The 22,622-nt window shown below is 44.5% G+C and carries 14 protein-coding genes and 6 pseudogenes; 9 read left to right on the top strand and 11 right to left on the bottom strand.

Annotation, left to right across the window (positions count from 1 at the left end; genetic code table 11):
* The first annotated feature begins 197 nt into the window (after positions 1–197).
* Positions 198–1,220 carry an MBL fold metallo-hydrolase gene (locus tag ACWGOO_RS04790; RefSeq protein ID WP_452481669.1) on the top strand — a complete coding sequence of 341 codons (1,023 nt, stop codon included), beginning with the start codon at positions 198–200 and terminating at the stop codon, positions 1,218–1,220.
* 168 nt (positions 1,221–1,388) lie between these two features.
* On the opposite strand, the pseudogene ACWGOO_RS04785 reads toward ACWGOO_RS04790, so the two are convergent.
* Positions 1,389–1,681 (bottom strand): annotated as a pseudogene (locus ACWGOO_RS04785) (transposase); the annotation flags it as partial.
* Positions 1,682–2,088: 407 nt separating this feature from the next.
* Between ACWGOO_RS04785 and ACWGOO_RS04780 the strand changes: the two are divergent.
* Positions 2,089–2,205: pseudogene (locus tag ACWGOO_RS04780) on the top strand (IS3 family transposase); the annotation flags it as partial.
* Between the two features lie 64 nt (positions 2,206–2,269).
* On the opposite strand, the pseudogene ACWGOO_RS04775 reads toward ACWGOO_RS04780, so the two are convergent.
* Both ACWGOO_RS04775 and ACWGOO_RS04770 read right to left on the bottom strand, forming a co-directional pair.
* Positions 2,270–2,493, bottom strand: a pseudogene (locus ACWGOO_RS04775) (helix-turn-helix domain-containing protein); the annotation flags it as partial.
* Positions 2,494–2,601: 108 nt separating this feature from the next.
* Positions 2,602–3,576: an alpha/beta hydrolase fold domain-containing protein gene (locus tag ACWGOO_RS04770; RefSeq protein WP_452481668.1), complete on the bottom strand. Its 975-nt coding sequence runs from the start codon at positions 3,574–3,576 to the stop codon at positions 2,602–2,604.
* Between the two features lie 776 nt (positions 3,577–4,352).
* Between ACWGOO_RS04770 and ACWGOO_RS04765 the strand changes: the two genes are divergently transcribed.
* The 3 genes and pseudogenes from ACWGOO_RS04765 to ACWGOO_RS04755 all read left to right on the top strand — a co-directional run.
* Positions 4,353–5,384, top strand: coding sequence for a chitosanase (locus ACWGOO_RS04765; RefSeq protein WP_452481667.1), 1,032 nt, complete (start codon positions 4,353–4,355; stop codon positions 5,382–5,384).
* Between the two features lie 839 nt (positions 5,385–6,223).
* Complete coding sequence (locus ACWGOO_RS04760) at positions 6,224–6,403, top strand: epoxide hydrolase N-terminal domain-containing protein (protein ID WP_452481666.1); 180 nt, start codon at positions 6,224–6,226, stop codon at positions 6,401–6,403.
* 349 nt (positions 6,404–6,752) lie between these two features.
* Positions 6,753–7,090 (top strand): annotated as a pseudogene (locus tag ACWGOO_RS04755) (helix-turn-helix domain-containing protein); the annotation flags it as partial.
* Positions 7,091–7,441: 351 nt separating this feature from the next.
* On the opposite strand, the gene ACWGOO_RS04750 reads toward ACWGOO_RS04755, so the two are convergent.
* The gene (locus ACWGOO_RS04750) at positions 7,442–8,476 is read right to left on the bottom strand and encodes a LacI family DNA-binding transcriptional regulator (RefSeq protein WP_452481665.1); all 1,035 of its coding nucleotides are present in this window, start codon (positions 8,474–8,476) and stop codon (positions 7,442–7,444) included.
* A 203-nt stretch (positions 8,477–8,679) separates the two neighbouring features.
* Here ACWGOO_RS04750 and ACWGOO_RS04745 point away from each other — a divergent pair, with 203 nt between their 5' ends.
* From ACWGOO_RS04745 to ACWGOO_RS04735, 3 genes are all read left to right on the top strand, one after another.
* Positions 8,680–8,796 (top strand): VWA domain-containing protein, encoded by a 117-nt coding sequence (locus ACWGOO_RS04745; protein ID WP_452482034.1) that lies wholly within the window; start codon positions 8,680–8,682, stop codon positions 8,794–8,796.
* Between the two features lie 429 nt (positions 8,797–9,225).
* Complete coding sequence (locus tag ACWGOO_RS04740) at positions 9,226–10,569, top strand: amino acid permease (protein ID WP_452481664.1); 1,344 nt, start codon at positions 9,226–9,228, stop codon at positions 10,567–10,569.
* 7 nt (positions 10,570–10,576) lie between these two features.
* Positions 10,577–11,719: a VanZ family protein gene (locus tag ACWGOO_RS04735; protein WP_452481663.1), complete on the top strand. Its 1,143-nt coding sequence runs from the start codon at positions 10,577–10,579 to the stop codon at positions 11,717–11,719.
* Between the two features lie 257 nt (positions 11,720–11,976).
* Here the strand turns inward: ACWGOO_RS04735 and ACWGOO_RS04730 are convergent, their stop codons facing one another.
* The 6 genes and pseudogenes from ACWGOO_RS04730 to ppsA all read right to left on the bottom strand — a co-directional run bounded on the left by ACWGOO_RS04730 (position 11,977) and on the right by ppsA (position 19,184).
* Positions 11,977–12,630, bottom strand: a complete 654-nt coding sequence (locus ACWGOO_RS04730; RefSeq protein WP_452481662.1) for a nitroreductase family protein — start codon at positions 12,628–12,630, stop codon at positions 11,977–11,979.
* A 265-nt stretch (positions 12,631–12,895) separates the two neighbouring features.
* Positions 12,896–13,189 (bottom strand): annotated as a pseudogene (locus ACWGOO_RS04725) (hypothetical protein); the annotation flags it as partial.
* Between the two features lie 90 nt (positions 13,190–13,279).
* Positions 13,280–13,462 carry a 4-oxalocrotonate tautomerase DmpI gene (gene dmpI, locus ACWGOO_RS04720; RefSeq protein WP_354454040.1) on the bottom strand — a complete coding sequence of 61 codons (183 nt, stop codon included), beginning with the start codon at positions 13,460–13,462 and terminating at the stop codon, positions 13,280–13,282.
* A gap of 44 nt (positions 13,463–13,506) precedes the next feature.
* On the bottom strand, positions 13,507–13,899 hold the full coding sequence (locus ACWGOO_RS04715) for a MarR family winged helix-turn-helix transcriptional regulator (protein ID WP_452482033.1): 393 nt from the start codon (positions 13,897–13,899) through the stop codon (positions 13,507–13,509).
* Positions 13,900–14,255: 356 nt separating this feature from the next.
* Positions 14,256–15,632, bottom strand: a complete 1,377-nt coding sequence (gene gdhA / locus ACWGOO_RS04710; protein WP_452481661.1) for an NADP-specific glutamate dehydrogenase — start codon at positions 15,630–15,632, stop codon at positions 14,256–14,258.
* 933 nt (positions 15,633–16,565) lie between these two features.
* Positions 16,566–19,184 carry a phosphoenolpyruvate synthase gene (ppsA, locus tag ACWGOO_RS04705; RefSeq protein ID WP_452481660.1) on the bottom strand — a complete coding sequence of 873 codons (2,619 nt, stop codon included), beginning with the start codon at positions 19,182–19,184 and terminating at the stop codon, positions 16,566–16,568.
* A gap of 476 nt (positions 19,185–19,660) precedes the next feature.
* Between ppsA and ACWGOO_RS04700 the strand changes: the two are divergent.
* Positions 19,661–20,857: pseudogene (locus ACWGOO_RS04700) on the top strand (transposase); the annotation flags it as partial.
* Between the two features lie 195 nt (positions 20,858–21,052).
* Here ACWGOO_RS04700 and thrC read toward each other — a convergent pair.
* A complete protein-coding gene (gene thrC / locus ACWGOO_RS04695; RefSeq protein WP_452481659.1) occupies positions 21,053–22,444 on the bottom strand; it encodes a threonine synthase in 1,392 nt (463 codons plus the stop codon).
* Between the last annotated feature and the right edge of the window lie 178 nt (positions 22,445–22,622).

Genomic DNA, 22,622 nt, shown 5'->3' with positions numbered 1-22,622 from the left:
GGATGTCTTGGTTTGAAAGGTTACTAGCTTCATGTTGCAGCTCCTCCATCCATGTAGTGTGATGTTGTTCTGTTACTATCATAAAGCGTAGAACAAGTGCATGCAAGTACTTGCTTGTATTTTATTTTCCATTCTCTATAATAAAGACATAGTCAGTATGCCTTACCCCAAAAACATATACACAAAGGAGAATTTTTATGAAGTATGGACGTATTATACAAAAACCTCGCGTTAAATTTTTTGAAGTCGCAGATGGCGTCTTTGCCGGTATTTTGCCGTATCGCGGGATCAGTTGGGCCAATGCCGGGTTCATCAACAAGGGTGAAGGGCTGGTGTATGACACGTTCTTCGATTTGTTCCATGCACGGGAAATGCGGAAGGCTTTTATGGAAGTAAGCAACGGCGGCTCTCCCGCATATGTGGTGAACTCGCACTATAACAGCGACCATGCCTGGGGAAACAAAGTGTTTGAAGATGCTTGCATTATTATGCACAAGGAAGCGTCCAGAGAGCGCCTCACCGAAAATATCGCCTGGATGGACAGCGTCATTAGAAGAGGAAAGGATTCTCCGGAATCGACTTCGGGCGAGCGGTTTTTTGCAGCGGAATTTGAAGGATTCGATCTGGAAGGCGTAGAATGGGTGCTCCCGAATATTGAAATAAAGGACGATATCAACATCCGTCTTGGAGATACGGAAGTTATGATTTACAACGTAGCTCCGGCCCACTCTGACAGTGACTTGCTGCTGTGGATGCCAAAAGAAAAAGTGCTGTTCGCCGGCGATGTCGTGTTTAACGGTTGTACGGCATACAGCGAAGAGGGAACCCTCAATTGGGTTAAAGTGCTTGATCGCATTATTGATGAAATTAAACCCGAAATCGTTGTTCCAGGACATGGCGCCATCTGCGGCCTGGACTTCGTGAAGGAGCAGAGAGACTACCTCCTGAATCTGATCAGCGAGTTCAACAAGCATTACAATGGCGAAATTGATTCCTTGTCCCTGACCAAGCAAATTGATATTTCCCGCTTTCTTCATTGGATTCAGCCAGAACGCTTGTATGTTACAGTGGATATCCTATTGAAAAGCAAACGAGGGTTACCACCCCTTCCAATTTGGAACGAGGTGCCTGCTAAGCTGGAAGACATGAAAGCTTTTTTGACCGGAAAATATGGCAATCAGATCAAGCCATGGGACCCTATGAGTGTTTGGCAAGAATAGTGCATGCAAGCCGTTATTAAGTGATGGTTGTCAAAGAATGCGGATGAACGATGTGGAAGAAGAACAAGTAAGTATCAGATCATGAGGGCTTAGAGAGTCGATGGTTGCTGTGAACCGATCCTCACCTGATACCGAATGGGCTTCTGAGTCGCTTCGCTGAACAATGAGCTTCTTCACCACGAGTGGCTCAAACTCGCCGAGGCGGTCGCGTGGCACGGAGATCTCATGTTCGCCGTACTCGCTGACCACAGTTTTCTTGCTTTTGCCATTCCGGCTGTTTGGCGTCTCCTTGGCCTTCACATCGTGCTTCTCGTAGCCCAGAGCGTTTCCATTTCCGCCTCCAGCATCTTCTGGATCGTCTCGGCAAACAGGTTCTTCAGCGCATTTTGCGCATCTTGCGCCGTAACCAAATTATTTTCCTTAATAAAGGCCCGCAGTTGCTGTTTCGCCCAAAGTCCCATTTCTTTTGTGGAACAATCATAAAAAAGTTCCGCTGTTCGCATCAGTTTCCAGATGTTAATAGTTTTGAGTGGTTTTGTTTTCTTCAAGTAGCTTCGAATTGCTACCCAATCTGTTCTTTGGAGGGGTCATACTACTTCACAGCCTCTCAAAAAATGAAAACCCGAGCAATTTGAAGCTAGCGTACGAAAAATAAAAAACGGCCCTGTCGCAAACGATGCGAACAGCGGCCGTTTTTTGAATTGTTCCACGGAATTAAAATCGGCGCTTAGAACCGATTATGAAGAAAAATGGAGATGGAGAATGATATTTTAAAGCAAGCCGCGCTGATCATAAAGACAACGAAGACGCTGCTCTGATTTCCCGTGCCTTTGCCACGGTAGAGGGCGATTTGAGCGACATTCAGTGGTTTCATACGGATCGTGGAAGCGAATTTAAGAACCAGACCATGGACGATCTGTTAGAGACCTTTGACATTGGCCGTTCCCTAAGTATGAAAGGCTGTCCCTACGACAATGCCGCGGCGACGCCAGTTCAGTACAAAGCTGCAGCCCTTAATAAAGTTGTCTGATTTACTGTTGGCAGTCCAAATTCGAAGGGCTTTGAAAGCCCGTCTCATAGCAAATCTCAAGTTGGTACGCTCCGTGCTTTTAAGGATAAGCTGCTTTATCCACTCTTATTTTTTCCAGATAGGTACGCGGGGTTTCTGAGGTTTCCTGTTTAAAGATTCGGTCCAGATAAAAGGGACTTACTCCAGCATAATCCGCAATACCAGCCTTTCTTTATAGTGATTGACCAGGAAGGTCGATTGATTTCAGCCATGATCGAATATCCTGTCCTTTCTAAAGCTCATCCTCATACATATAAATGCGAAGTATCTTGTAGCTCTATTAGCTGCTCAGCATGGTCTGTGGGAATCTATTTACTTTTTAAAATGCTTATTCAAAAAGTCGATCATAACCTGCGTGACCTCGGGTTGAAGCCAGTAGTCGCCCCCATGAGCTGCACCTTTCACCACGTATCGTGTGGAGTCAACTCCTTTTTCTACCAGCGCATTATGCAATATTTCTGTTTGGTTGGGTGAAACCAGAGTGTCTTGATCCCCATGCATGATTAAAAATGGAGGATCATCCTTTGTAACATAACTGATCGGATTGGCGGCCGCTGCTGCTTCCGGATGATCCAGTATAGAGCCGCCACGACCAAATACAGCCGTTCCATTCACCCAAAGCGCTTCTGTAGCTGAAGGAGACTTGTGCTTCTCCTGCACCTCTTGCGAGAATCCTTCCCCTACCTTTGTTAAATCCGACAGACCATAGATATCAATAGCCGCTTGTACGCTGCTGCTTTGATCCAGATGGTCCCCCTTATCAAACTCTTTCAATCCATTGGTTGTACCCGTCATCGCGGCAAGGTAACCTCCGGCGGATTCACCCATGACCGCGATATGTTCCTTATCCACTCCATATCTATCCGCATTCGCGCGTAAAAAACGAATCGCAGACTTTACATCCTCCAGCGGAGCCGGAAATGTAACATCTGGAACTACCCGGTACTCAATACTGGCTACTATGTATCCAGCTTCAGAAAGTGCCATTCTTTGCTGCAAGTAGCTGTCTTTATTCGCGCTGACAAATCCGCCACCGGTTACAAATACGACTGTCGGAAGTGGCCCTTTGCTGTCCGGTTTTAAAATATCCATCCGCAACAGACTATGGCTGCTCATGGCCAGTGCGGGCTGATCATAAACAACATTTGAAATTAGCTGAACCGCAGTCTTGGTTTTGTTAACCTCCAGAATCTTGCTTTCTGCTGCAAAAGCGCTTGAAGATAATGATGTAGCAATCATACTCCCGGTAAGGACTAGAGAAAGAAATGAGACCCTTTTCAAATTCATAAAATAACCCCCTGTCCATTTTGTATAGCGATTACATTATAAATTATATAGGAAAAATATGGATATGTCAATTAAAGAAATGTCTGCTGAAATGATAGAACTCGGAGAATCCATTTTCCCGCAAATTCTCGAACAGAAAATCAAGCAAATTGAACATAATTCGGCGTTCTGTCTTCGGAGGATGCGTAGCATCTTATGAGAATTACTCAAGCAAAAGGCTGGTGTTATTCTGGATTTTATTGAAAAAGGTCATCTAATCATTCCCGTTGGGACCAAGAACTCTCGCGTCAAATTCCACGCTTTCAATGAATTCAGTTGGCGTGTATTGGTTGAAGTCGAGCGGGGCGGAAAAGCGTTCTTTCTGTTTTTTATGCACCCTACAAATCTAACTTTAAATTGGAAAAAACGGACCAAATAGGTCCATTTATCCAGTAATAAATCACAAAATTTGAAATAAAATGGTTATTTAAGCTCTGTTCAATCATATGCTTCTTACGTATACTGTTGCTAAATCGACTCGAGTTAGAAGCAAATCTACGCTAAGGGTTAAAAGTGTATTCAGTGTTGCTGCTGACACAGAATCATTTTTTCTATAAGCAACATTTCTTTTAGCCTAAAAGTATAAGCGCTGAAACTATGTGCTTATGAAAGGAGGAATATTATCGCGTAAATACATTCTATTTACCTCATATTTTATTTAAATCGAAAGTTAACGCGCTTATGTTATTGGTAAATACGTACAATTTTCATGATTAAATTATTCTAGGAGGAATTATATGTATAACACAAGTAATAAGCCCGCTTCCAATAAAACAAAGTTCTTTATGATCTTGCTAAGCTTTACTGTAATCGCTTCATTCTCTAGCTTGTTCGGCCCTTCGCCTGCTAAGGCTTTTGCTGAAGAGAACGGAACTCCGGTACAGAAAACGATCGATTTAAAGGAGGGATTCGACAATTCAAATGAAGCAAGTATAGAGTCATTATCCCTTACCAGCGAAGAAGCTACTAGCCAAGCAGCGGCTACAGCTATTGATCATGATGCTAATTTCTCACCTTCAACACTTCAGTTTCTAAAGGCTAATACAGGACTCGACGGTGAGCAATGGGATAATATTATGAAGCTAGTAAACAAACCAGAGCAAGATTCTTTAAGATGGACCGAATTCTATGGCTATGCTGAAGATATCGGCGATAATCGAGGATACACCATTGGTATCTTTGGAGCAACGACAGGCGGTTCAAATGATACGGGACCTGATGGTCCGGACTTATTCAAAGCTTTTGATGCTGCTAGTGGAGCTAGCAGCCCTTCCATTGCAGGTGGATTAACACGTGCTGGTCTGAAGGGGAAAATGAGTGGTTCGATTCTAAAGCTCAGCGATAGCGATAGTGTAATTAAGAAGAAGATCAAGGCTCTCCAAAACAATGAAGCTTGGAGAGAAGCCATGTGGCGTACGTTCTATGACACCTATATCAAATATAGTGTACAGCAAGCGCAGAAACGTGGATTTAATACTGCTCTGACGATTGGATCATTTGTCGACACAGCACTCAATCAAGGCGCTACTGGTGATTCAGGTAGTCTTGAAGGAATCCTCTCACGTTCAGGCAGTAGTACGAATGAGAAGACATTCATGACTAGCTTCTATGCTAAGCGTACATTGATTGTCGATACCAACGATTATAACCAGCCTCCTAATGGTAAGAATCGTGTCAAACAATGGAGTTCTCTCTTAGCTTCTGGCGAAACGGATCTTAAGAACGCAGATGCAGCCGTGATCAAAGTAACTAATTGGGAAATGAAGTAAATCACAATATACTACTTACTTAATAAGGAGGGCATATCGTATGCCCTCCTTTATCTATTTTCATGAAAATTTAGTTGGCGATGACTGCTAGCGGTTTATGTAATTCGTATGTCCTCAGTGTACTATAAAACCTTACGCCAAACAGCCGTCCCCGATCTGCTATTATCAAAACCACTCCCCCCATTCTCGCATACAGTTCCTCTCATCATTCGAGTATGTAAGTCGCGTGTACAAATAGAAAAACTGCCCCGGAAGCCCGAAACTTGCAAGCTCCTGAAACAGCCTTGTAAATGTTCATCAAGTCGAAAATACCTAAATCTCCCGTATCTGCCGATCATGTTGTAATTCCTCCTTTTCTACTCTAGCTTATGTTTACTGGAAAAATTGGTTTGGGCCAGTAATTACCATTTCGTAAAATCGTTCTATGATTACATAAACACCGAATAGACTTGAAAAAGGAACGTACGTTCTTTATAATATAACTTATCACATTGTATAATCCTGAACTAACGGAGATGCGGACATGGACACTAAATTTATTGAGGAACTGCGCGAAATTAGCAGAAATGACAAACGCAGATCCGAATTTCTCATCAAGGGTATGAAGGACATACTTCAGGAAAGAAAAGAACAAAACTTTATCGAAAGATGGATTTGGCTTCAAAAAAATAAGAGGCGTATAGCAAGGAAGTTCAAATCCTGATAGATTCGATTCAAAAGGCTTTCTCTCTAATTGTTAGCAGCCTGTATCATGTTTAAGTAGCACTCACATAAGTACATAGGGAGGCAACCGCAAACAGCATCTGAGGAGGATATGAATAGACCTTCAACCTTCCACTTTGAATATTGGAAGTCAGGATATACAGGATTTGAAAGAAAGGCTGCAACGAACCCGTTGGCCTAACGAAGTAGCAGAAGCCGGCTGGGAATACGGAATACCGTTAGATTTTATGAAAGAAATCGTCCATCCGTTGCCCCTGCTCATTCCTCACGGTTGGCCCAGCACCGTAGTTGTCTGACCAGACTCTGGGCTTCATTCATTTAAAACAACCTGACGCGATTGTCGGGTTATTCCACCTTTCATACGTTATTTCCGAGACTCCATTCCTATGATTGTACAGTTCGACGCCTGTAGCCAAGAATGCCCATCCTGGGGTACCCACATACCAATATAGGGATGCGGCGATGCGTGCGAGCCTTTCTCCAATTTGTTGCTTTCCATGGCTATGTCCACTCCTTTGTGATTTGTCTAATCCTACAAACCCCCTTAATATGAAAATGAAGTGCAAAATCGAAAAGCAGAGCATCTTAATATACTGCTTTCTACACAAACCCAATGTTTGATTCCAAACGAGGCTTGTATGTAAGCAGGGTAACCATGAGGAATCCTTAAAACAACTGGTCATGACCAGCAGCCATTCAAACCGGATTGCAGAATTCATCCAACAGATTAAGCAGGATTATGATAAGCCTTTGCGAATTGAGAAATTGACCAAACTGGCTAATATGAGTGCGTCGTCGCTGCATCGTTATTTTAAAGAGGTTACCGCTATGAGCCCGTTGCAATATCTAAAACAATTACGACTGCAAGAAGCCCGACGCCTGTTGTTATCCGAATCAGCAGATGCGGCAGATGTCGGTTCAGCCTGCCTCCGATCCGTGATATTAAGCGACTGCGTATGGAACAGGATCAGCCAACAATTTGAACAAGTATGAGAGGATGTAAAAACAGCATAAAAAAGCCGCCTCTCTGATCGAGATGCAGCCTACACCTTTAAAATTCTGTGCCCATGGTGGCGCTCATTCAAACATTTGACCTCCTCCTCCGCCGCAGTAAGCTGTTGCCCTGCCTGCCATTGTCGGATTTCCTTCTTTACTGCCTTCGTTTCCCGATAACTGAGAGTATACGCGATGCTCTACTTTGTGTCATGCCCTAATCTCCTGGTTTCAAAAAAACTATAGCTTCAAACACCCATTCTCAAACAGCAGTTCACCTTACTCATACCCGTTCATCGAGCGCTATAAAAATGTTGCTGTCCCAGTAAAACTCCCTCTGCTCAGTCACGCCCAACCGTAGGCTTGCGAATCACAGACACGCTCGATTCCCTGACGATTAAACGAGGCTCAAATTGCACACGCTCGTAATCGCCCGGTGTCTGCTCCTGAATCCGCTTGAGCAGCAGCTCCGCAGCCAATCGTGCCACCTCTTCTCCCATAATGGAAACAGAGCTGATCTGCGGCGTCGTTACCGTAGCCCATAAATTGTTATCAATGCCGACTACCGCAACCTCTTCCGGCACCTTCACACCCAAATCTCTAAAACGATTCACGATTCCTATCGCTACCATATCGTTAACCGCATAAATGGCATCCGGCATGTGTTTCAAGCTGTAAAAATAATCGGCTGCACGCAATCCCGTCTCAAAGGAGAAATCATCGCCAAAATAAACAAGCGAAGTGTCCACATGCTGGAGAGATTGCTCATAGGCGAAGTATCTTTCCTCGATCTTGTCCTTTGCAGCACCTGCATAAGCAATTCTCGTTCTCCCTATTTTAAGCAAATGCTCCATCACAAGCCGCCCCTCTTGTCGGGCCAGACTGACGATATCGGCTTTGACGTCTTCGCCCAGCTTTTTGCCATAGTTTATGATGGATACGGGAACGCTGGCTTTGTTGATCAGATCCACCAGCATTTTAGGGTACGCCAGCGGCATAATAATGAGTCCGTCCACATGCAGCTTCTTGACCTCCCGCACCGTTTCAAGCTCCATTCTGGCGTTCCCGGCGGTATTAATTTGCACGACACGGTAGCCATGCTGCTTGGCGGCCTGTTCCACGGACCAAGCGATCTCGGGAATAATTGCATTACGGATATCCGGTACGGCCAGTGCGATTTGTCGTGTCTGGCGAACCTTCAGGCTCTGAGCCGAGGTATTGGGCGTAAAACCCATTTCTTCAATCACTTGCAAAATCAATGCTTTCGTTCTTGGGCTGATGCCCTCACTATCGTTAATAGCTCTGGAGACAGTCGCAATACCGACCCCTGCTCGCTTGGCTACATCCTCTATGGTTACTTTTTTTTGATCTGGCACGCCCAAAATCCTTTCACGGTCGGAATCGTTTTCTGACTTTCAAAAATAAAGTCTCTATATTGATATTATAGAGTACCTCCCGTACTGACTCAAGCTATCGAATCTACCAAAATCAGCGGACAAACTGGTTACCAAACGTATTAAGCTCGACGAAGTAATTGAGCACGGTCCAATTTCACCAGTTTCTCCAGGGACTATGCTTAATGGATGATCTGCGCGGCCGCGTAGGGGATAATGCAGATTTCTTTGCCTTGGGTGACATCGACTCCGTGACAGACACCGAATTATACGACCGTCTACTGAACGAGTTCCCAGGATAGCTCAAACAAGTACGAGCTAAGAGAATATTACGGAGCTAGTTTCTCGCCGCAATGCGAAACTTAAATATCCGCCAAGCAGAGCAATAAAAGGCATAATGACCGTAGACAAAGCAATCGTCAACGCCATCATTCTACCTCTAAACTAAACGCTTCTCTTCAGTGTTTCCCCCATTTTTTTACAGAAAATAAACCTCTCTCTTTCAAAAACCCGTTTTTTATAGTTATTTTCATGTTCTTGAGCAAAAAATTGGAGCGGCTTGGTTGCTCCTATATTTTTATTAGTCATAGTAGAATTAAAGATGGCTGATACCTTGCCAAATCAATTTCTTTCATTTCCTAATTTGATATTTTCATGTAGTATAAATCTAATTGAAGCAAATCTATTTGGGCTATGCTGAAGCTATAGACTTAATGAAGGAGGATTTTGGATTGAAATCAAATGAAGCAACTTTGCACAAAAAGCTACTCCCTAGACATATTACCTTTATGGCTATGGGTGGAGTCATCGGAACCGGTATTTTTAAAGGAAGTACCGAAACGATCAGCTTGGCGGGGCCTGGAGTCATTTTATCCTATGCCTTCGCGGGGCTTCTGCTCCTGGTCGTCATGGGCGCTATTGCCGAGATGGCTACCGTCTACCCCAACATGAATATGAAGGATTTTATTCGCAAAGCTTTTGGAGAAAGGCTTTCTTTCATCATCGGCTGGTTGTATTGCTTCATGTGGCTGGCCGTCTGTGTCATTGAGGTCATCGCAGCGGGAAGCTTCCTGCAATACTGGTTACCGGGTGTTCCCTTATGGGTACTCAGTTTAGCAAGTGCGGCCTTTATTATTGCGGTCAACATGCTGAGTGTCGGCGGTTTAGGGGAACTGGAATTTTGGCTTGCGGGTATTAAAATTGCCATGATTATCATCTTTATTGCATTGGGTGGGTGTATCCTGTTCGGCATTATCCCAAGTGAAACCCCGCCTTATCTGAGCAATTACGCGCAGCACGGCGGATTTCTCCCCAATGGCTGGCTGGCTATTTTCTCGGCGCTGCTGGTGGTTACCTTTTCCTACGGAGGGTCCGAGTTGATTGGTCTGACCTTAACAGAGACTGAAAATCCGGAAAAGGTGCTACCCAAGGTGGTTAAAAGCTTTATTTTTCGTGTTGTGTTGTTCTATACGCTGCCGATTCTCATCATTTGCGGCTTGATTCCCTGGAATCAGCTGGATGCGAATACCAGCCCGTTCGTACAGGTGCTGTCTTCGGCAGGACTTCAGGGCTCAGCCCATGTCATGAACTTCATTTTGATTACTGCCGTACTGTCTGCCGCCAACTCGGGGATTTACGGGGCTACACGTATGCTGCATTCGCTGGCAGTCAATGGGGAAGGTCCTAAATCACTTGCCCGGGTATCCTCGAATGGGGTTCCTGTGAATAGCCTCAAATTGTGCGCCGTGATCCTGATTGTCGGTTCGATGGTCGCTTATATCGCTCAGGACGGACTGTTCCGTATTCTGATGGCAGTACCGGGCTTTGTCGTTTTGCTCGTCTGGAGCTGTATTTGCCTGTCCCAGTTGAAGCTGCGCAAATCTTATCCGGTGGAGCCAAGCTTCAAAATATGGGGATTTCCTTATATCACAGCGATAACAGTCGGATGCCTGTGGGTGATTGCGTTCCTGTTCTTGCTCGATCCGCAAAATCGGATCAGTATCAGCGTATGCGTGGCTTTCATGGCGTTCCTGATCATCTGGTCTTTAGTGAAGTTCCGGAGAAAGCAGACGTAAGCAGCTCATGATTCAATCGTATCTGTTTCCTGTTTCTTACGCTTTTCTTGCCTTTCCTTTTGCCGCATTGCTGTTTACGCTACCTTTTTTAATCGTACAGTACCGCAGGCATGGTTATATCCATAAAACGAGGGCATTGCTGCTTTACCTGTTGCTTTTATACTTGATGAACGCCTTCTTTTTGGTGATTCTACCGCTTCCGGCATCGCGTCATAATACGGCGTTAACCGGAGGCGCATTGCAGCTAATGCCCTTGCAGTTCATTCACGACATTATAAGAGAGACTTCTGTCTCCCCCTCCCGACCCTCCAGCTATCTGCATTTGCTGAAGGAACGCGCTTTTCTCCAGGTGGTTTTTAACGTTCTTATGACCGTGCCTTTCGGTATGTTCTTACGTTATTATTTCCGTGCACGGTGGGGACGGTGTCTGATCCTGTCCTTGGGCCTTTCTCTCTTCTTTGAGGTGACGCAGCTATCAGGACTGTACGGATTTTTTGACCATGCGTATCGTGTGTTCGATGTAGACGATCTGATGGCAAATACATTGGGCGGTATGCTTGGCTTTCTTTTGGGCGAATGGTTTTCGCGTTTCCTCCCGCGTCTGGAGCATCTGGACAAGCATTTGGACATCACAACCAAGCGAGTGTCCTATACCAGACGGGGTGTAGCCTTTTTCGTGGATTCCATCTTCTGGACAGGTCTGCTCGGTGTTATGGAATATCTCCGTGTGCCCGCCGCCTTCTGGGTAACCAGTGGAGTATACTTCATGCTGATACCTTACCTGACGAATGGACGTACCCCAGGTAAATGGCTGGTGCGGATATATCTTGCGGGGGCAGGAAAACATATTTCCCTGTGGGAGCTGCTAAAGCGCTACAGCCTCTTGTACTGGTTTTATTTTGGCATTAATTACGTACTGGGTGGACCCGTACTTTGGCCCCAAGTCCCTCCATGGGCGAGTGTTCTGATCAGCCTGATGCTGTTGGTCATCAACGGATGGTTCTTTTTTCATCTGGTTATACGCCTGTTCAGAAAGGGGCCGTTATTTTATGAGGAGCTTAGCCATACTACCCACCGAATTACATGGCCCAAGCGACTTTACAGCCCTATGCCTGACCCTGTTGACCCTGCCGATGTGTCGGAAAGTTAATACGAGAACTCGATGATCATAGGATTAAAATAAGTTTTATTGCATTCCAGCAGCACAAAAACAGGCGAAGCAAAGGATTGTTCCTTTGTCCGCCTGTTTTTTTATATCGTATACAGGTGAATCAATTTCATAATACCCTGAGTAGCTTTAATAAAGAGTACATAACAATCAAAATGGTTTAGTTTGTCTATAGTAGTACACATTTCGTTGACTTATCATTTATGAAATTGATTCATACAGGTATTAATTCGTTTCTATTATTTCCACTGTGCGATTTGGTCAATCGGCAGACGAGTCGATGGATGGCCATTGTTAATTCCTTTACCTATGGAAATGAGCATCACAGGTACATAGCGATCTTTTTCAAGACCAAAGGCTTCAGCAATTCCGCTCTTGTCGTATCCACCGATTGCATTCGTATCGTAACCGTGAGCGCGTGCCACCAGCATCAACTGCATGGATACCAGACCACCGTCGATCAGAACAGTTTCTTTGTTTATAACAGGATCAAGCGCTGCAAAATGAGCTCCTACTTTCTCCTGTTGCATTTCTTTAATGTCTTTTGGCATATAGCCCAATTCTACAGCTTCTCCGAAAATTTGCTCGAAATTATCAAAGTTGTTCAAATCCCCGAACACGGCAATCACTGCCGAAGATGTCTCGACTTGACGTTGATTAAAGCTGGCAAGCGGTGCCAAGGTTGCTTTACCTTCCGGGCTGTCAATCACAAGAAAACGCCAAGGTTGCAGGTTAATGGACGATGGAGCACGTGTTGCTTCAGTCAGAATCTCTGTCATTTCTTCGCGGCTAATTTTTACGGACGGATCGTATACTTTGACAGAACGGCGGCCCAGTGCAATTTCTTTAAAATCATTTGTTTTGACAATATTGGATGTATTTGTATGACTCATTTAAATCTCTCCCACTATAAATTAATATTTTCTCATGTTTTATCACTCGTTCTTCGGTTTTCAGCCATTGACATATCGAGCACTGGAGAAGTCATGTAAGGGATATCACTATTTTCAGGAAGAGTCGGTGGCAGGAATAGAGGTTGGGACATTTTTCCCAATCTATGGGTCGACTTCTATGATCGAACCTGGGATATCCACTCCTGACTCTTGACAGCTTATCCTCCCATATCACGCGGGGTCGTTGCCTTTATGGAAATGATTCCTACGGCTGCTCCGTGCTTCCTTTGTCTCTGCTTATTCCCGTCCGATGAAACATGAATCCGATTTTTCTTAACTTCTGTAACTGGGCCTCACGTACTGGCTCTAAAACGTCGTTTGCATCGTACCGAATTTGCTTGGTGCCGAGCGTGTGAAGAACGCGAATCAGCTTCCCGCATAACGCTACAATCGATTGCTTTTTCTTCAGTGGATTCTGACTTCGTTGGGTAAAGTATGGGTGCAGTGCCTTAAACTCCGCATTCTTCGCCACCATGAGCATCACGGCCCGAAACAGTAGCGGAGAACACGCAATCCTTTCCGAGTTTTAATTCATTACAGAAATGGCTCCTTACCTTAAAAATGAATGAACCCACTTCATCTTCTGACATTAGCGATCAGATAATAATTTTCCTCCGAAACCAATGTTTTCTCTTTCGCTTTCCTTAATCAAAACAATAAAAGCCGACTCGGGTACATTCATTATGGTTGAAGCTGATGTGGTAAGTTCAGTGACCAACGATCTTTTTTGTTCTTTATTTAATTTGCCTGCTTCAATAGTAATTACTGGCATGTAAATTCCTCCTTATTTCCCCTAGGGGTGTAATATAATTGGGGTCAATCCATATCGGACATATGACCATTCATAACTTGCAGCAGATCGGCTAGCTGGTGCCGCTGGGTCTCGTCGAAACTTTGGAGCAACTGGGTCACAAACTGTGAGCGCTCCTGTTTAAAAGTAACAATACGTTCACGCCCATAATCGGTCAGGCTAACCAGCGTAACTCTGTTGTCCTCCGGCTTGGTTCGTCGTGTAACCATCGCTATCGCTTCAAGCTGCTTCAAATGGCGGGTCACGGCTGCCCCGTCGATACCAACCTCCTTTTGCAGCAAGGTCTGGCTAATCTCATCCACCTGATACAACTTGCACAACAACTGTAATCTGGATGCGCTGATTCCTGCACAACGCTCAAACTTGGAGCTAATCTGCTTGTTCAATAGCAACAGCATGTCAAAAATATAGTCAGCCTCGGGTGTCTGGGTGATAGCAATCTCTCCTCCCTTAAGCATGTCACTGGGCTTGACGATCCAACCTTTGATCCATCAATTATTGATATATCAAAGATTGATCTATCAATCAATATACATCCTCTTTGAAAATAAATCAAGCCTCTGTGAAAAATAAAGTGACTCTTATCTAATAAAAGCTGAGCACCCCCGCAAGGGGCACTCAGCTTCTTCTTGTATAACTTGCTTATGTGATAACTCATACATTACACTCATACGATAGCAGATCAGGAGAGCCTTACAGACAACGCTGTTCAGCTTCTCTTGCTCTCTCCGTCCGTAAAGTTGTAGCCATCTCGTTAAATGATGCCGTGAGATAGCATCGCGTCTGCCACACGGACAAATCCAGCGATGTTCGCCCCTACAACCAGATTCCCAGGCACGCCGTATTCCTCAGCCGCCTTCACGCTATTCGCATAGATGTTCTTCATAATATCATGCAGCTTGGCGTCCACTTCCTCGAAGGTCCATGACAGGCGCATGCTGTTCTGTGACATTTCCAGCGCAGAAACCGCAACCCCGCCTGCATTTGCCGCTTTAGCTGGCCCAAACAGAACCCCATTGCCCAAAAATACTTCAATGGCCTGTAGCGTGGATGGCATATTCGCACCTTCACCCACAGCTTTTACTCCATTGCTTACCAGCAATTGTGCTGCATGCTCGTCAATTTCGTTCTGTGTGGCACATGGCAGTGCGATATCGCATGGAATCGACCAGATACCGAAACAGCCCTCTGTATATATTGCGCCCGGACGCTCTTGGGTATACTCGCTAATGCGCAGACGATTGACTTCTTTAAGCTGCTTCACCAGATTCAGATCAATGCCGTCCGGATCATAGATGTAGCCATTCGAGTCACTACAGGCAACGACGGTAGCGCCGAGCTGCTGTGCTTTTTCAATCGCATAAATGGATACGTTACCCGAACCTGACACGACAACGCGTTTCCCCTCAAAGGACGAGCCTTGAGCGTACAGCATTTCATTTACAAAATATACGCAACCGTATCCAGTCGCTTCCGTACGCGTGAGACTACCTCCGTAATGAATCCCTTTACCTGTGAGGACGCCGCCTTCATGTCCCCCGCAAATCCGTTTGTACTGCCCGAACATGTAACCGATCTCGCGCCCGCCTACACCAATATCCCCTGCTGGAACATCGGTATCCGAACCAATGTATTTATACAACTCAGTCATGAAGCTTTGTGTAAAGCGCATAACTTCGTTATCTGATTTCCCTTTGGGATCAAAATCGGAGCCGCCTTTGCCGCCGCCAATCGGAAGACCTGTCAGGGAGTTTTTGAAGATTTGCTCAAAGCCCAAAAATTTGACGATTCCCAGATACACAGACGGATGAAAACGGATTCCGCCTTTGTAAGGACCGATTGCACTATTAAATTGCACCCGGAAGCCACGATTGACCTGTACGTTTCCCGCGTCGTCTACCCAAGGTACACGGAAGGTAATGACCCGTTCCGGCTCCACAAGCCGTTCCAGAAGCCCCTGCTGCATATACTTGGGATGCTTAGCCAGTACCGGAACCAGCGAATCCAATATTTCCTTGACGGCCTGATGAAATTCATTCTCATGAGGATTGCGAGCGATAACCTTCTCAAAAACGGACTGCACATATTCGGCTGCTGCCTGTTGACTCTGCTCTGAACGGATAATGGTCACTTTTCTAAACACTCCTTTATATTTGGCTCCTCTATTAGAGAACGAAACGGATTCATTCCGTGTTCTTAAGAGTGGGATTTTATGTGTTCATAAAATTTAGTTAACTATACATGATTTTTTATGAAAATACATTCAATTTGCTCATAAAAAAATTTTGGTCCATTCATCAAATATCTCTATGCATGTATCATTCCTTGTCTTACTCTTAAATCAAAACCCCTTGATTCACTGGCTTTTTTCACGATAATAGGGTATATATACCTTACTCTACTTGGTACAATAATGTGAACAAAATGAAAATATATCTTAAATTAGAGCGATCCGAAAACGCTTCACAGCCTCAAAATTTTCTAAGTAACAAAAAAACTCTCTTGTTCTTCTGCTCGTGTTTGGCTGTTCCGTTCCGGCCCGTATGAATGACACGTTTCTGGTGAATATATTCGTGATCTGGGAGGGGGGGAATTCCAAACTGATCGGGCTGGCCTTTTTCATTGCATCGGGGTACGACGCCTTTGGCGGGCAAAACGCTGTATCTGTCCATAGCTAACATGTCCTTTATTGGGATGGTGTTTGGCCTGATTTTAATGAGGATTTATGGACGACGGCATGGGTCAGATACAAGATCGACAAGACTATAATGATGGTTCTTACATCAGAAGAGTTCGTTGGTCTACATCCTATATCGGTACCAGATTCAGAAGATAATATCCCTTGGCGAAACAGTCAAATCTATGATTATTGCTCTATGCCACGGAGTAAAGTTGAAGTGAATTACGTGCATGGAGAAGAGGAAACTTTGTGGGAAAGATGCATTTTAGGATTCTGCTTTTAAGTGTATTTGTATTTTGCTTATCACAGTCCTGTACAGGAAAAATGTCACTGATTTTGTTGATTCACCGCCGCTGCTCATAATCAAAATTCCTTATTTATCCATCATAATAATTCGATATACCCATCTGTTCCATGCACGCGAATTCGTTGCCCATCTTTTATCAGTTTGGTCGCATTCTCCACTCCCACAATGGCTGGCAAGCCATATTCACGTGCGATAACTGCTCCATGGGTCATCAGTCCGCCCACCTCCGTAACCAAGCCTTTTATGGATAAAAACAATGGAGTCCAGCTGGGATCAGTAAAGGCGGTGACTAGTATATCGCCATCTTCCAGATCAGCCCCTTCTATATTCAAGATCACACGTGCCCGCCCCTCTACAACGCCCGATGAAACAGCGAGACCTACAATAGCTTCGGCGGGGATATTTTCTCGTTTGTACTGACCCGTAATGATTTCGCCATCAGATGTGATAACACGTGGCGGAGTCAGTTTTTCATATAACCTGTACTCATCTTTTCGTTTGTCGATGACCTGGTAATCCAGTTTATTTGTGCGTATGGTTTCCTGCATTTCTTCAAAAGCGAGATAGTAAATATCTTCTTTTTCATGAAGAACGTTGGTTTGTACGAGTCGTTCCGCCTCCTTTAGTAAAGCCTGTTTATAAATAAAGTAGCGACTAACAATGTCGTATTTCGGATATTCACGATAACCGATGAAATTCCGGATCAGGTTGATCATTTGTTTTGTCTCTTCGGCTTTTTGTTCACCACCCGGTAATTGTTTCAATCGGGCTAATAAGTCCTGTTCTTTTTTCAAAGCTTCCTGTCGCCCTTGCTCAAATTTTCGTTTGCTGGCGCCAAGCTCAAGGTTTTTGATGTTACTGAGGATCATGGGTACCAGTACACTTGGTTTTTCACTCCAGCGTGTTCTTGTAATATCGATCTCCCCGGCACATCGCATTCCATATTTGTCGAGAAAAGCAGCAATAGCATCACACACTTGCTGGCCGCCTTCGAATTGAACCAGTTCATCCAAAAAGTTATCATCTTTTACCTGTTGGAGGTACTCAATTATTTCCGGATAGGGACGAATCACATCTGCAACATTCAGTAGCTCCATACCCATTTCTGAAGTGACGTTATTAGGTACAGATAAGGAAAGTGTGTCTGCTGCGTTTTTTTCACCTAACCAGTCATTCATTTTTTCATTGATCCATGCTGAAGCATGGAAGGCGGCCATAATCACACTCAAATTTTTCGTATCTGACGCACGCTGCCTCCGTTGCTGCATATCTTCCAGGATACAACCAAATATATCCAATCCCGATTTCGTTTGGATGTTATGTTTTAACGCTGATAACGATGTCTCACTACTCTTAATCAAATCAGCAACAATTGCTGGGTCATTTCCTGATTCTTCCATAATATTCGCAGACGACATACCCTTATGGCTTTTAACGGGTCCAGGTTCGCTTTTGTCATTTGGGTCCAATTTTATAAAATCTCCCCGCTCTATGATGGTAGTAAGCGCGTCTTTTATAAGCGGATCGGAGTGCCCTAAAACATCCAACAAATTTTGCCTGCCATCCGGTGAAGCCAGGCTCATCGTGATATCCACAAACAGCCTTCCACCACCAGTTTTAAACATGGATGTGGCACCTGTTAACATCCAAACAGATATCCCCAGTGGTTTAATAGGATCAGTCATCATTTGCTGATGGCCGACAGATACATACACGTGATTCTCCTGATCATTTGCTTCAGGAATGGGATATAAAGTGGTGATTGGCCGGCTCTGGACAATATAAAATGTATCGTCAGCCAAACACCATTCGATGTCTTGGGGGCAGCCGAAATGTTCTTCGATCTGTCTTCCAATGCGTTCCAGTTGTAAAATTTGTTGATCCGTAAGGGCTTGCATCTCTTGCTGATCAGGATTGAGCTGCTTGGTCTCTGTTCCGCCTTCTTTTCGTCCATAAATAGCCATTCTTTTGGTTTCTATCCTCTTGCTGACGATTACCCCATCCTGTACTTGATAACAATCGGCAGATACCAAGCCGGAGACCAGCGCTTCTCCAAGTCCGAAACTGGCATCGATGGAGAGCAGCTTTCGGTTGCAATTGATGGGATCAGCGGTAAATAAAATCCCTGAAGCCTGTGGGAACACCATCCTTTGAACGATAACAGATAAATAAACTTGGCTGTGATCAAATCCATTCTGCATTCGGTAAATTACCGCGCGCTCCGTAAATAAAGAAGCCCAGCATTTGCGGATATGCTCCAAGATGGATTCTTTGCCGATAATATTTAAATAAGTGTCTTGTTGACCAGCAAAAGAAGCATGCGGCAGATCCTCAGCAGTCGCACTAGAACGGACGGCATAAGCATATTCATCACCACACTGGGAGAAATAGTAAGCAATTGCTTTCACAACATCGGAAGGAATGGCTACTTCCATAATGGCCTGTCGAATCTTCTTGCTGATTTCACCAATTTGTTCTCGATCCTCTACTTTAAGCGTAGTTAGACGACCCAACAAAGCATGAACCATTTCGTTTTGTTCGATGGCTTTTTGATATCCCACTGTTGTAACACAAAAACCTTCTGGCACTTGTATTCCTTCTATTTTGGTTAATGCCCCTATGTGCAGCCCTTTTCCACCAACAAGCAAAAGCTGAGTATTATCCATTTCTTGAAAATCGAGAACCAGTGAATTCATTCAACATCTCTCCTAACCATTAATATAGAGAAAAAAGCGAACAATCATCGTCATGCCTATTCACCGCCAAAGTAAGTCGCCGCGTACTTCTTCTCAAAACCGCTTGAGGGTGTAGACAGCCTGATCGCACATTCCACCATCCCTTCTGTTTTTTTTGGGGGGGGATAAAAAAACATTGACAAATCAAAGTTATAGATGTACTATAAAAATAGGAATAATATTTTTTATTTGTTTATATGATTTGTCAATAACGCTATCGATTATATCATAGTGTTTTTTTGTGTTCAATTGTTTTATCTAAAAAGAGATGATCCTTAAATTTATCAGGGGCATCTCTTTTTGTGTTCAGTTGAACCATCATGTTAGTTTAGTTAGTCATTCCTGATGATCAATCATCCCGCTGTCTCTTGGATCTATTACTATTTTGTTAGTAATGATGCTTTCTTCTGGATTGTCAACAGTAAATCAGACAACTTTTTAAGGGCTTCTTGGCTCTGCATATGGCTCCAGAAGAAGCTGTCATTGATCCCAGTCTACTCACCAAGTTTTGCAAATTACGGCTCAAAGGGATGAAGTTGTTAGATCTGCTCATCGGCAAAACGGTGGAAATCGCCATCGAAAAAGGCGTCATTCGCAGCAAATCTATCATTGTGGACGCAACTCATACCCAAGCCCGCTACACTCAAAAAACACCGCAAGCCGTGCTACGGGAACGTTCCAAGCGTCTGAGAAAGGCCATCTACACGCTGGATGAATCCATGAAAAGTAAGTTTCCCGCCAAACCCGCCACGGATGTCCTAGAAGATGAAATCCAGTATAGCCAGCAACTGGTCGCTGTGATTGAACAGGATGGGCGATTTACCGGACTGCCGAAGGTGACAGAACCGTTGAATTTATTGAAAGAAACCGTCACCGACGATGTGGAGCATCTGCAAACGTCTGCGGATCCCGATGCCAAAATCGGTCACAAAAGTGTGGACTTCTCGTTTTTTGGTTACAAAACCCACATTGCTATGAGTGAAGAGCGAATCATAACAGCGGCAACCATTACCACCGGGGAAAAACACGACGGCAAGCAACTCCAAACCTTGATTGAAAAAAGTAAGGCGGTAGGAATGAAAGTGAAGACGGTGATTGGAGATGCAGCCTATTCAGAAAAAGATAACCTCGCCTACAGTGCGCAAGAAAACATCCAACTGGTCGTAAAACTACATCCTTTAATTACTCAGGGAAATCGAAAGAAGGAAGACGAATTTGAGTTCAATAAAGATGCAGGGATGTATGTGTGCAAGGCGGGTCATCTAGCAACTCGCCGGGCGCGGCAGGGGAAAAAGGGCCAAGGAGAAAACCAAACCGACACCTATTACTTTGACGTAGAAACATGCAAGCGATGCCTTCTTCGGGAAGGCTTCTACAAGGACGGGGCAAAAAGCAAGACGTATTCTGTAAGTATAAAAAGCGACGAACATCTGGCTCAAGCCGTATTTCAGGAGAGTGAGGCCTTTAAGACCAAGGCCAAAGAGCGATACAAAATTGAAGCAAGAACAGTGAACTCAAGCACAGACAACGGGTATGATGTGGCATCCTCCTCGGGTCTGATTGGCATGGAAATACAAGGAGCGATGGCGATTTTCGCGGTGAATCTGAAGCGGATCTTGAAGTTGATGAGCTAAAAAGAGGAGACTCGTAGACATGAGGAAGCAAAAAAAGACGACATCTCATTCAAAAACAAAGGAATGAATGTCGTCTTTTTCATGGATTCTCTTTCAGCTATCTGTGAGAACCATGTTTTTCAGTGGCCTCCACAGGGCGTAGCCTCTTTTTTTATATTCTATGATGGTATAACTCGTCGTGATCGGGATGATCTTCTACACATAGAAGGCTTCAAGCTGACGCACAATTTTCGCTTCGTCATACTCTACCACCTGCTGATGCTGCGATTTCGAGAACAATTGTTCAATCTGCGCCGGGAACTCCTGCTTAATGTTCACCAGACGGATCGCTTCGTCGAATTTAGCCGGATGCGCTGTTGCAAAGGTCACACATACTTCTCCCTCGCCATTATACGCCTCATACGCAGCAAGACCGCAAGCCGTATGAGGGTCCAGCAAATAGTCATATTCGGCTTTGTATTTGCTAATCAGTTCCAGACACTTTTCGTTCGAAGCGCCCAGGGCTTCAAAATCCTGCTGTACCCGTTTCAAATCCTCTGCACTGATCACAATCCGTCCCTCGGTTTTGAGAGTGTTCATGTAATCAGATACCTTCGCTGCATCTTCTCCAAGGAAGTAGTACAGGTATCTTTCAAAATTGCTCGCCACCTGAATGTCCATGGAAGGACTATACGTACTTTTGAAGTCGCCTGGCTTGTATTCACCAGTCTTCACGAAGCGCTCCAAAATATTATTTTCATTCGTCGCAATGATCAGCTTATGAATCGGCAGGCCCATTTTCTTCGCGAGAAAGCCGGAAAAAATATTGCCAAAGTTGCCGGATGGCACGCTGATATTGATTTTTTTCGTACCCGCAGTCTCCTGTGCCCGGAAATAAGCATAGAAGTAATACACGGTTTGCGCCAAAATACGCACAAAGTTAATCGAGTTAATCGCCCGCAGATGATGTTTACCTTTGAAATCCAGATCGGCAAACAGGTCCTTAATGACTTTCTGACAATCGTCAAAGTTCCCTTTCACGGACAGATTCAATACATTTTCATCGTCAACAGTCGTCATTTGCAGCTCTTGTACCTTGCTCACCTTTTGGTGTGGATGCAAAATACAGATTTTAATACCTTCCTTGCCACGTACCCCCTGAATCGCTGCCGCCCCGGTATCGCCCGAGGTTGCGCCCAAAATATGAATGATCTCATTCTGCTTCTTGGACACGTAGGAATAAAATTCACCCATAAATTGCAGCGCTACATCCTTGAACGCAAACGTTGGACCATGGAACAGCTCCAAAATATATAGAGAATCGTTGATCTTCTTCACTGGCGTGACTTCTGGCTGACGGAAGCTCGCATAACTGCGCTCCACCAGTTGCTCCAAATCCTCACAAGGAATTTCATCATTGATATACAGCGCAAAAACTTCTAGCAGCAGCTCTCTGTAGCTCAATGTTGCCCATTGCTCCAGCGTAGCTGCCGACACAGTTGGAATCTGCTCCGGTACCATCAGGCCCCCATCGTTAGCTAACCCCATGAGCACGGTATCAATAAATCCCTTGGCTTCTACTCGACCTCTAGTGCTTATATATCTCATATCCATCCCCCAATAAAAATTCAATTCGAAACCTTTTTTTCGAATATATTATTGTCTATAATACTCTGTCGCGTTGCTGTAACCAAGTCTTTTTTTCATATTTTAAAGGCTTTCTCCTACTTTACCATACCCCGCTACATCAAGCATCTGTAATCCACAGGCAAATGGAACGCCAGAA

The organism is Paenibacillus sp. NPDC055715, assembly GCF_053617595.1.
Note: the sequence above shows the minus strand (reverse complement) of the source record. Positions and strands in the feature narration are given on the sequence as shown.

Bases quoted from the DNA above. Each gene is read 5' to 3' on its own strand.
- ACWGOO_RS04715 (WP_452482033.1), bottom strand. From the start codon at position 13,899: ATGCTGTTGCTATTGAACAAGCAGATTAGCTCCAAGTTTGAGCGTTGT.
- ppsA (WP_452481660.1), bottom strand. From the start codon at position 19,184: ATGAATTCACTGGTTCTCGATTTTCAAGAAATGGATAATACTCAGCTT.
- ACWGOO_RS04730 (WP_452481662.1), bottom strand. From the start codon at position 12,630: ATGAGTCATACAAATACATCCAATATTGTCAAAACAAATGATTTTAAA.
- ACWGOO_RS04770 (WP_452481668.1), bottom strand. From the start codon at position 3,576: ATGAATTTGAAAAGGGTCTCATTTCTTTCTCTAGTCCTTACCGGGAGT.
- thrC (WP_452481659.1), bottom strand. From the start codon at position 22,444: ATGAGATATATAAGCACTAGAGGTCGAGTAGAAGCCAAGGGATTTATT.
- dmpI (WP_354454040.1), bottom strand. From the start codon at position 13,462: ATGCCAGTAATTACTATTGAAGCAGGCAAATTAAATAAAGAACAAAAA.
- ACWGOO_RS04745 (WP_452482034.1), top strand. From the start codon at position 8,680: ATGGATGATCTGCGCGGCCGCGTAGGGGATAATGCAGATTTCTTTGCC.
- ACWGOO_RS04790 (WP_452481669.1), top strand. From the start codon at position 198: ATGAAGTATGGACGTATTATACAAAAACCTCGCGTTAAATTTTTTGAA.
- ACWGOO_RS04765 (WP_452481667.1), top strand. From the start codon at position 4,353: ATGTATAACACAAGTAATAAGCCCGCTTCCAATAAAACAAAGTTCTTT.
- ACWGOO_RS04735 (WP_452481663.1), top strand. From the start codon at position 10,577: ATGATTCAATCGTATCTGTTTCCTGTTTCTTACGCTTTTCTTGCCTTT.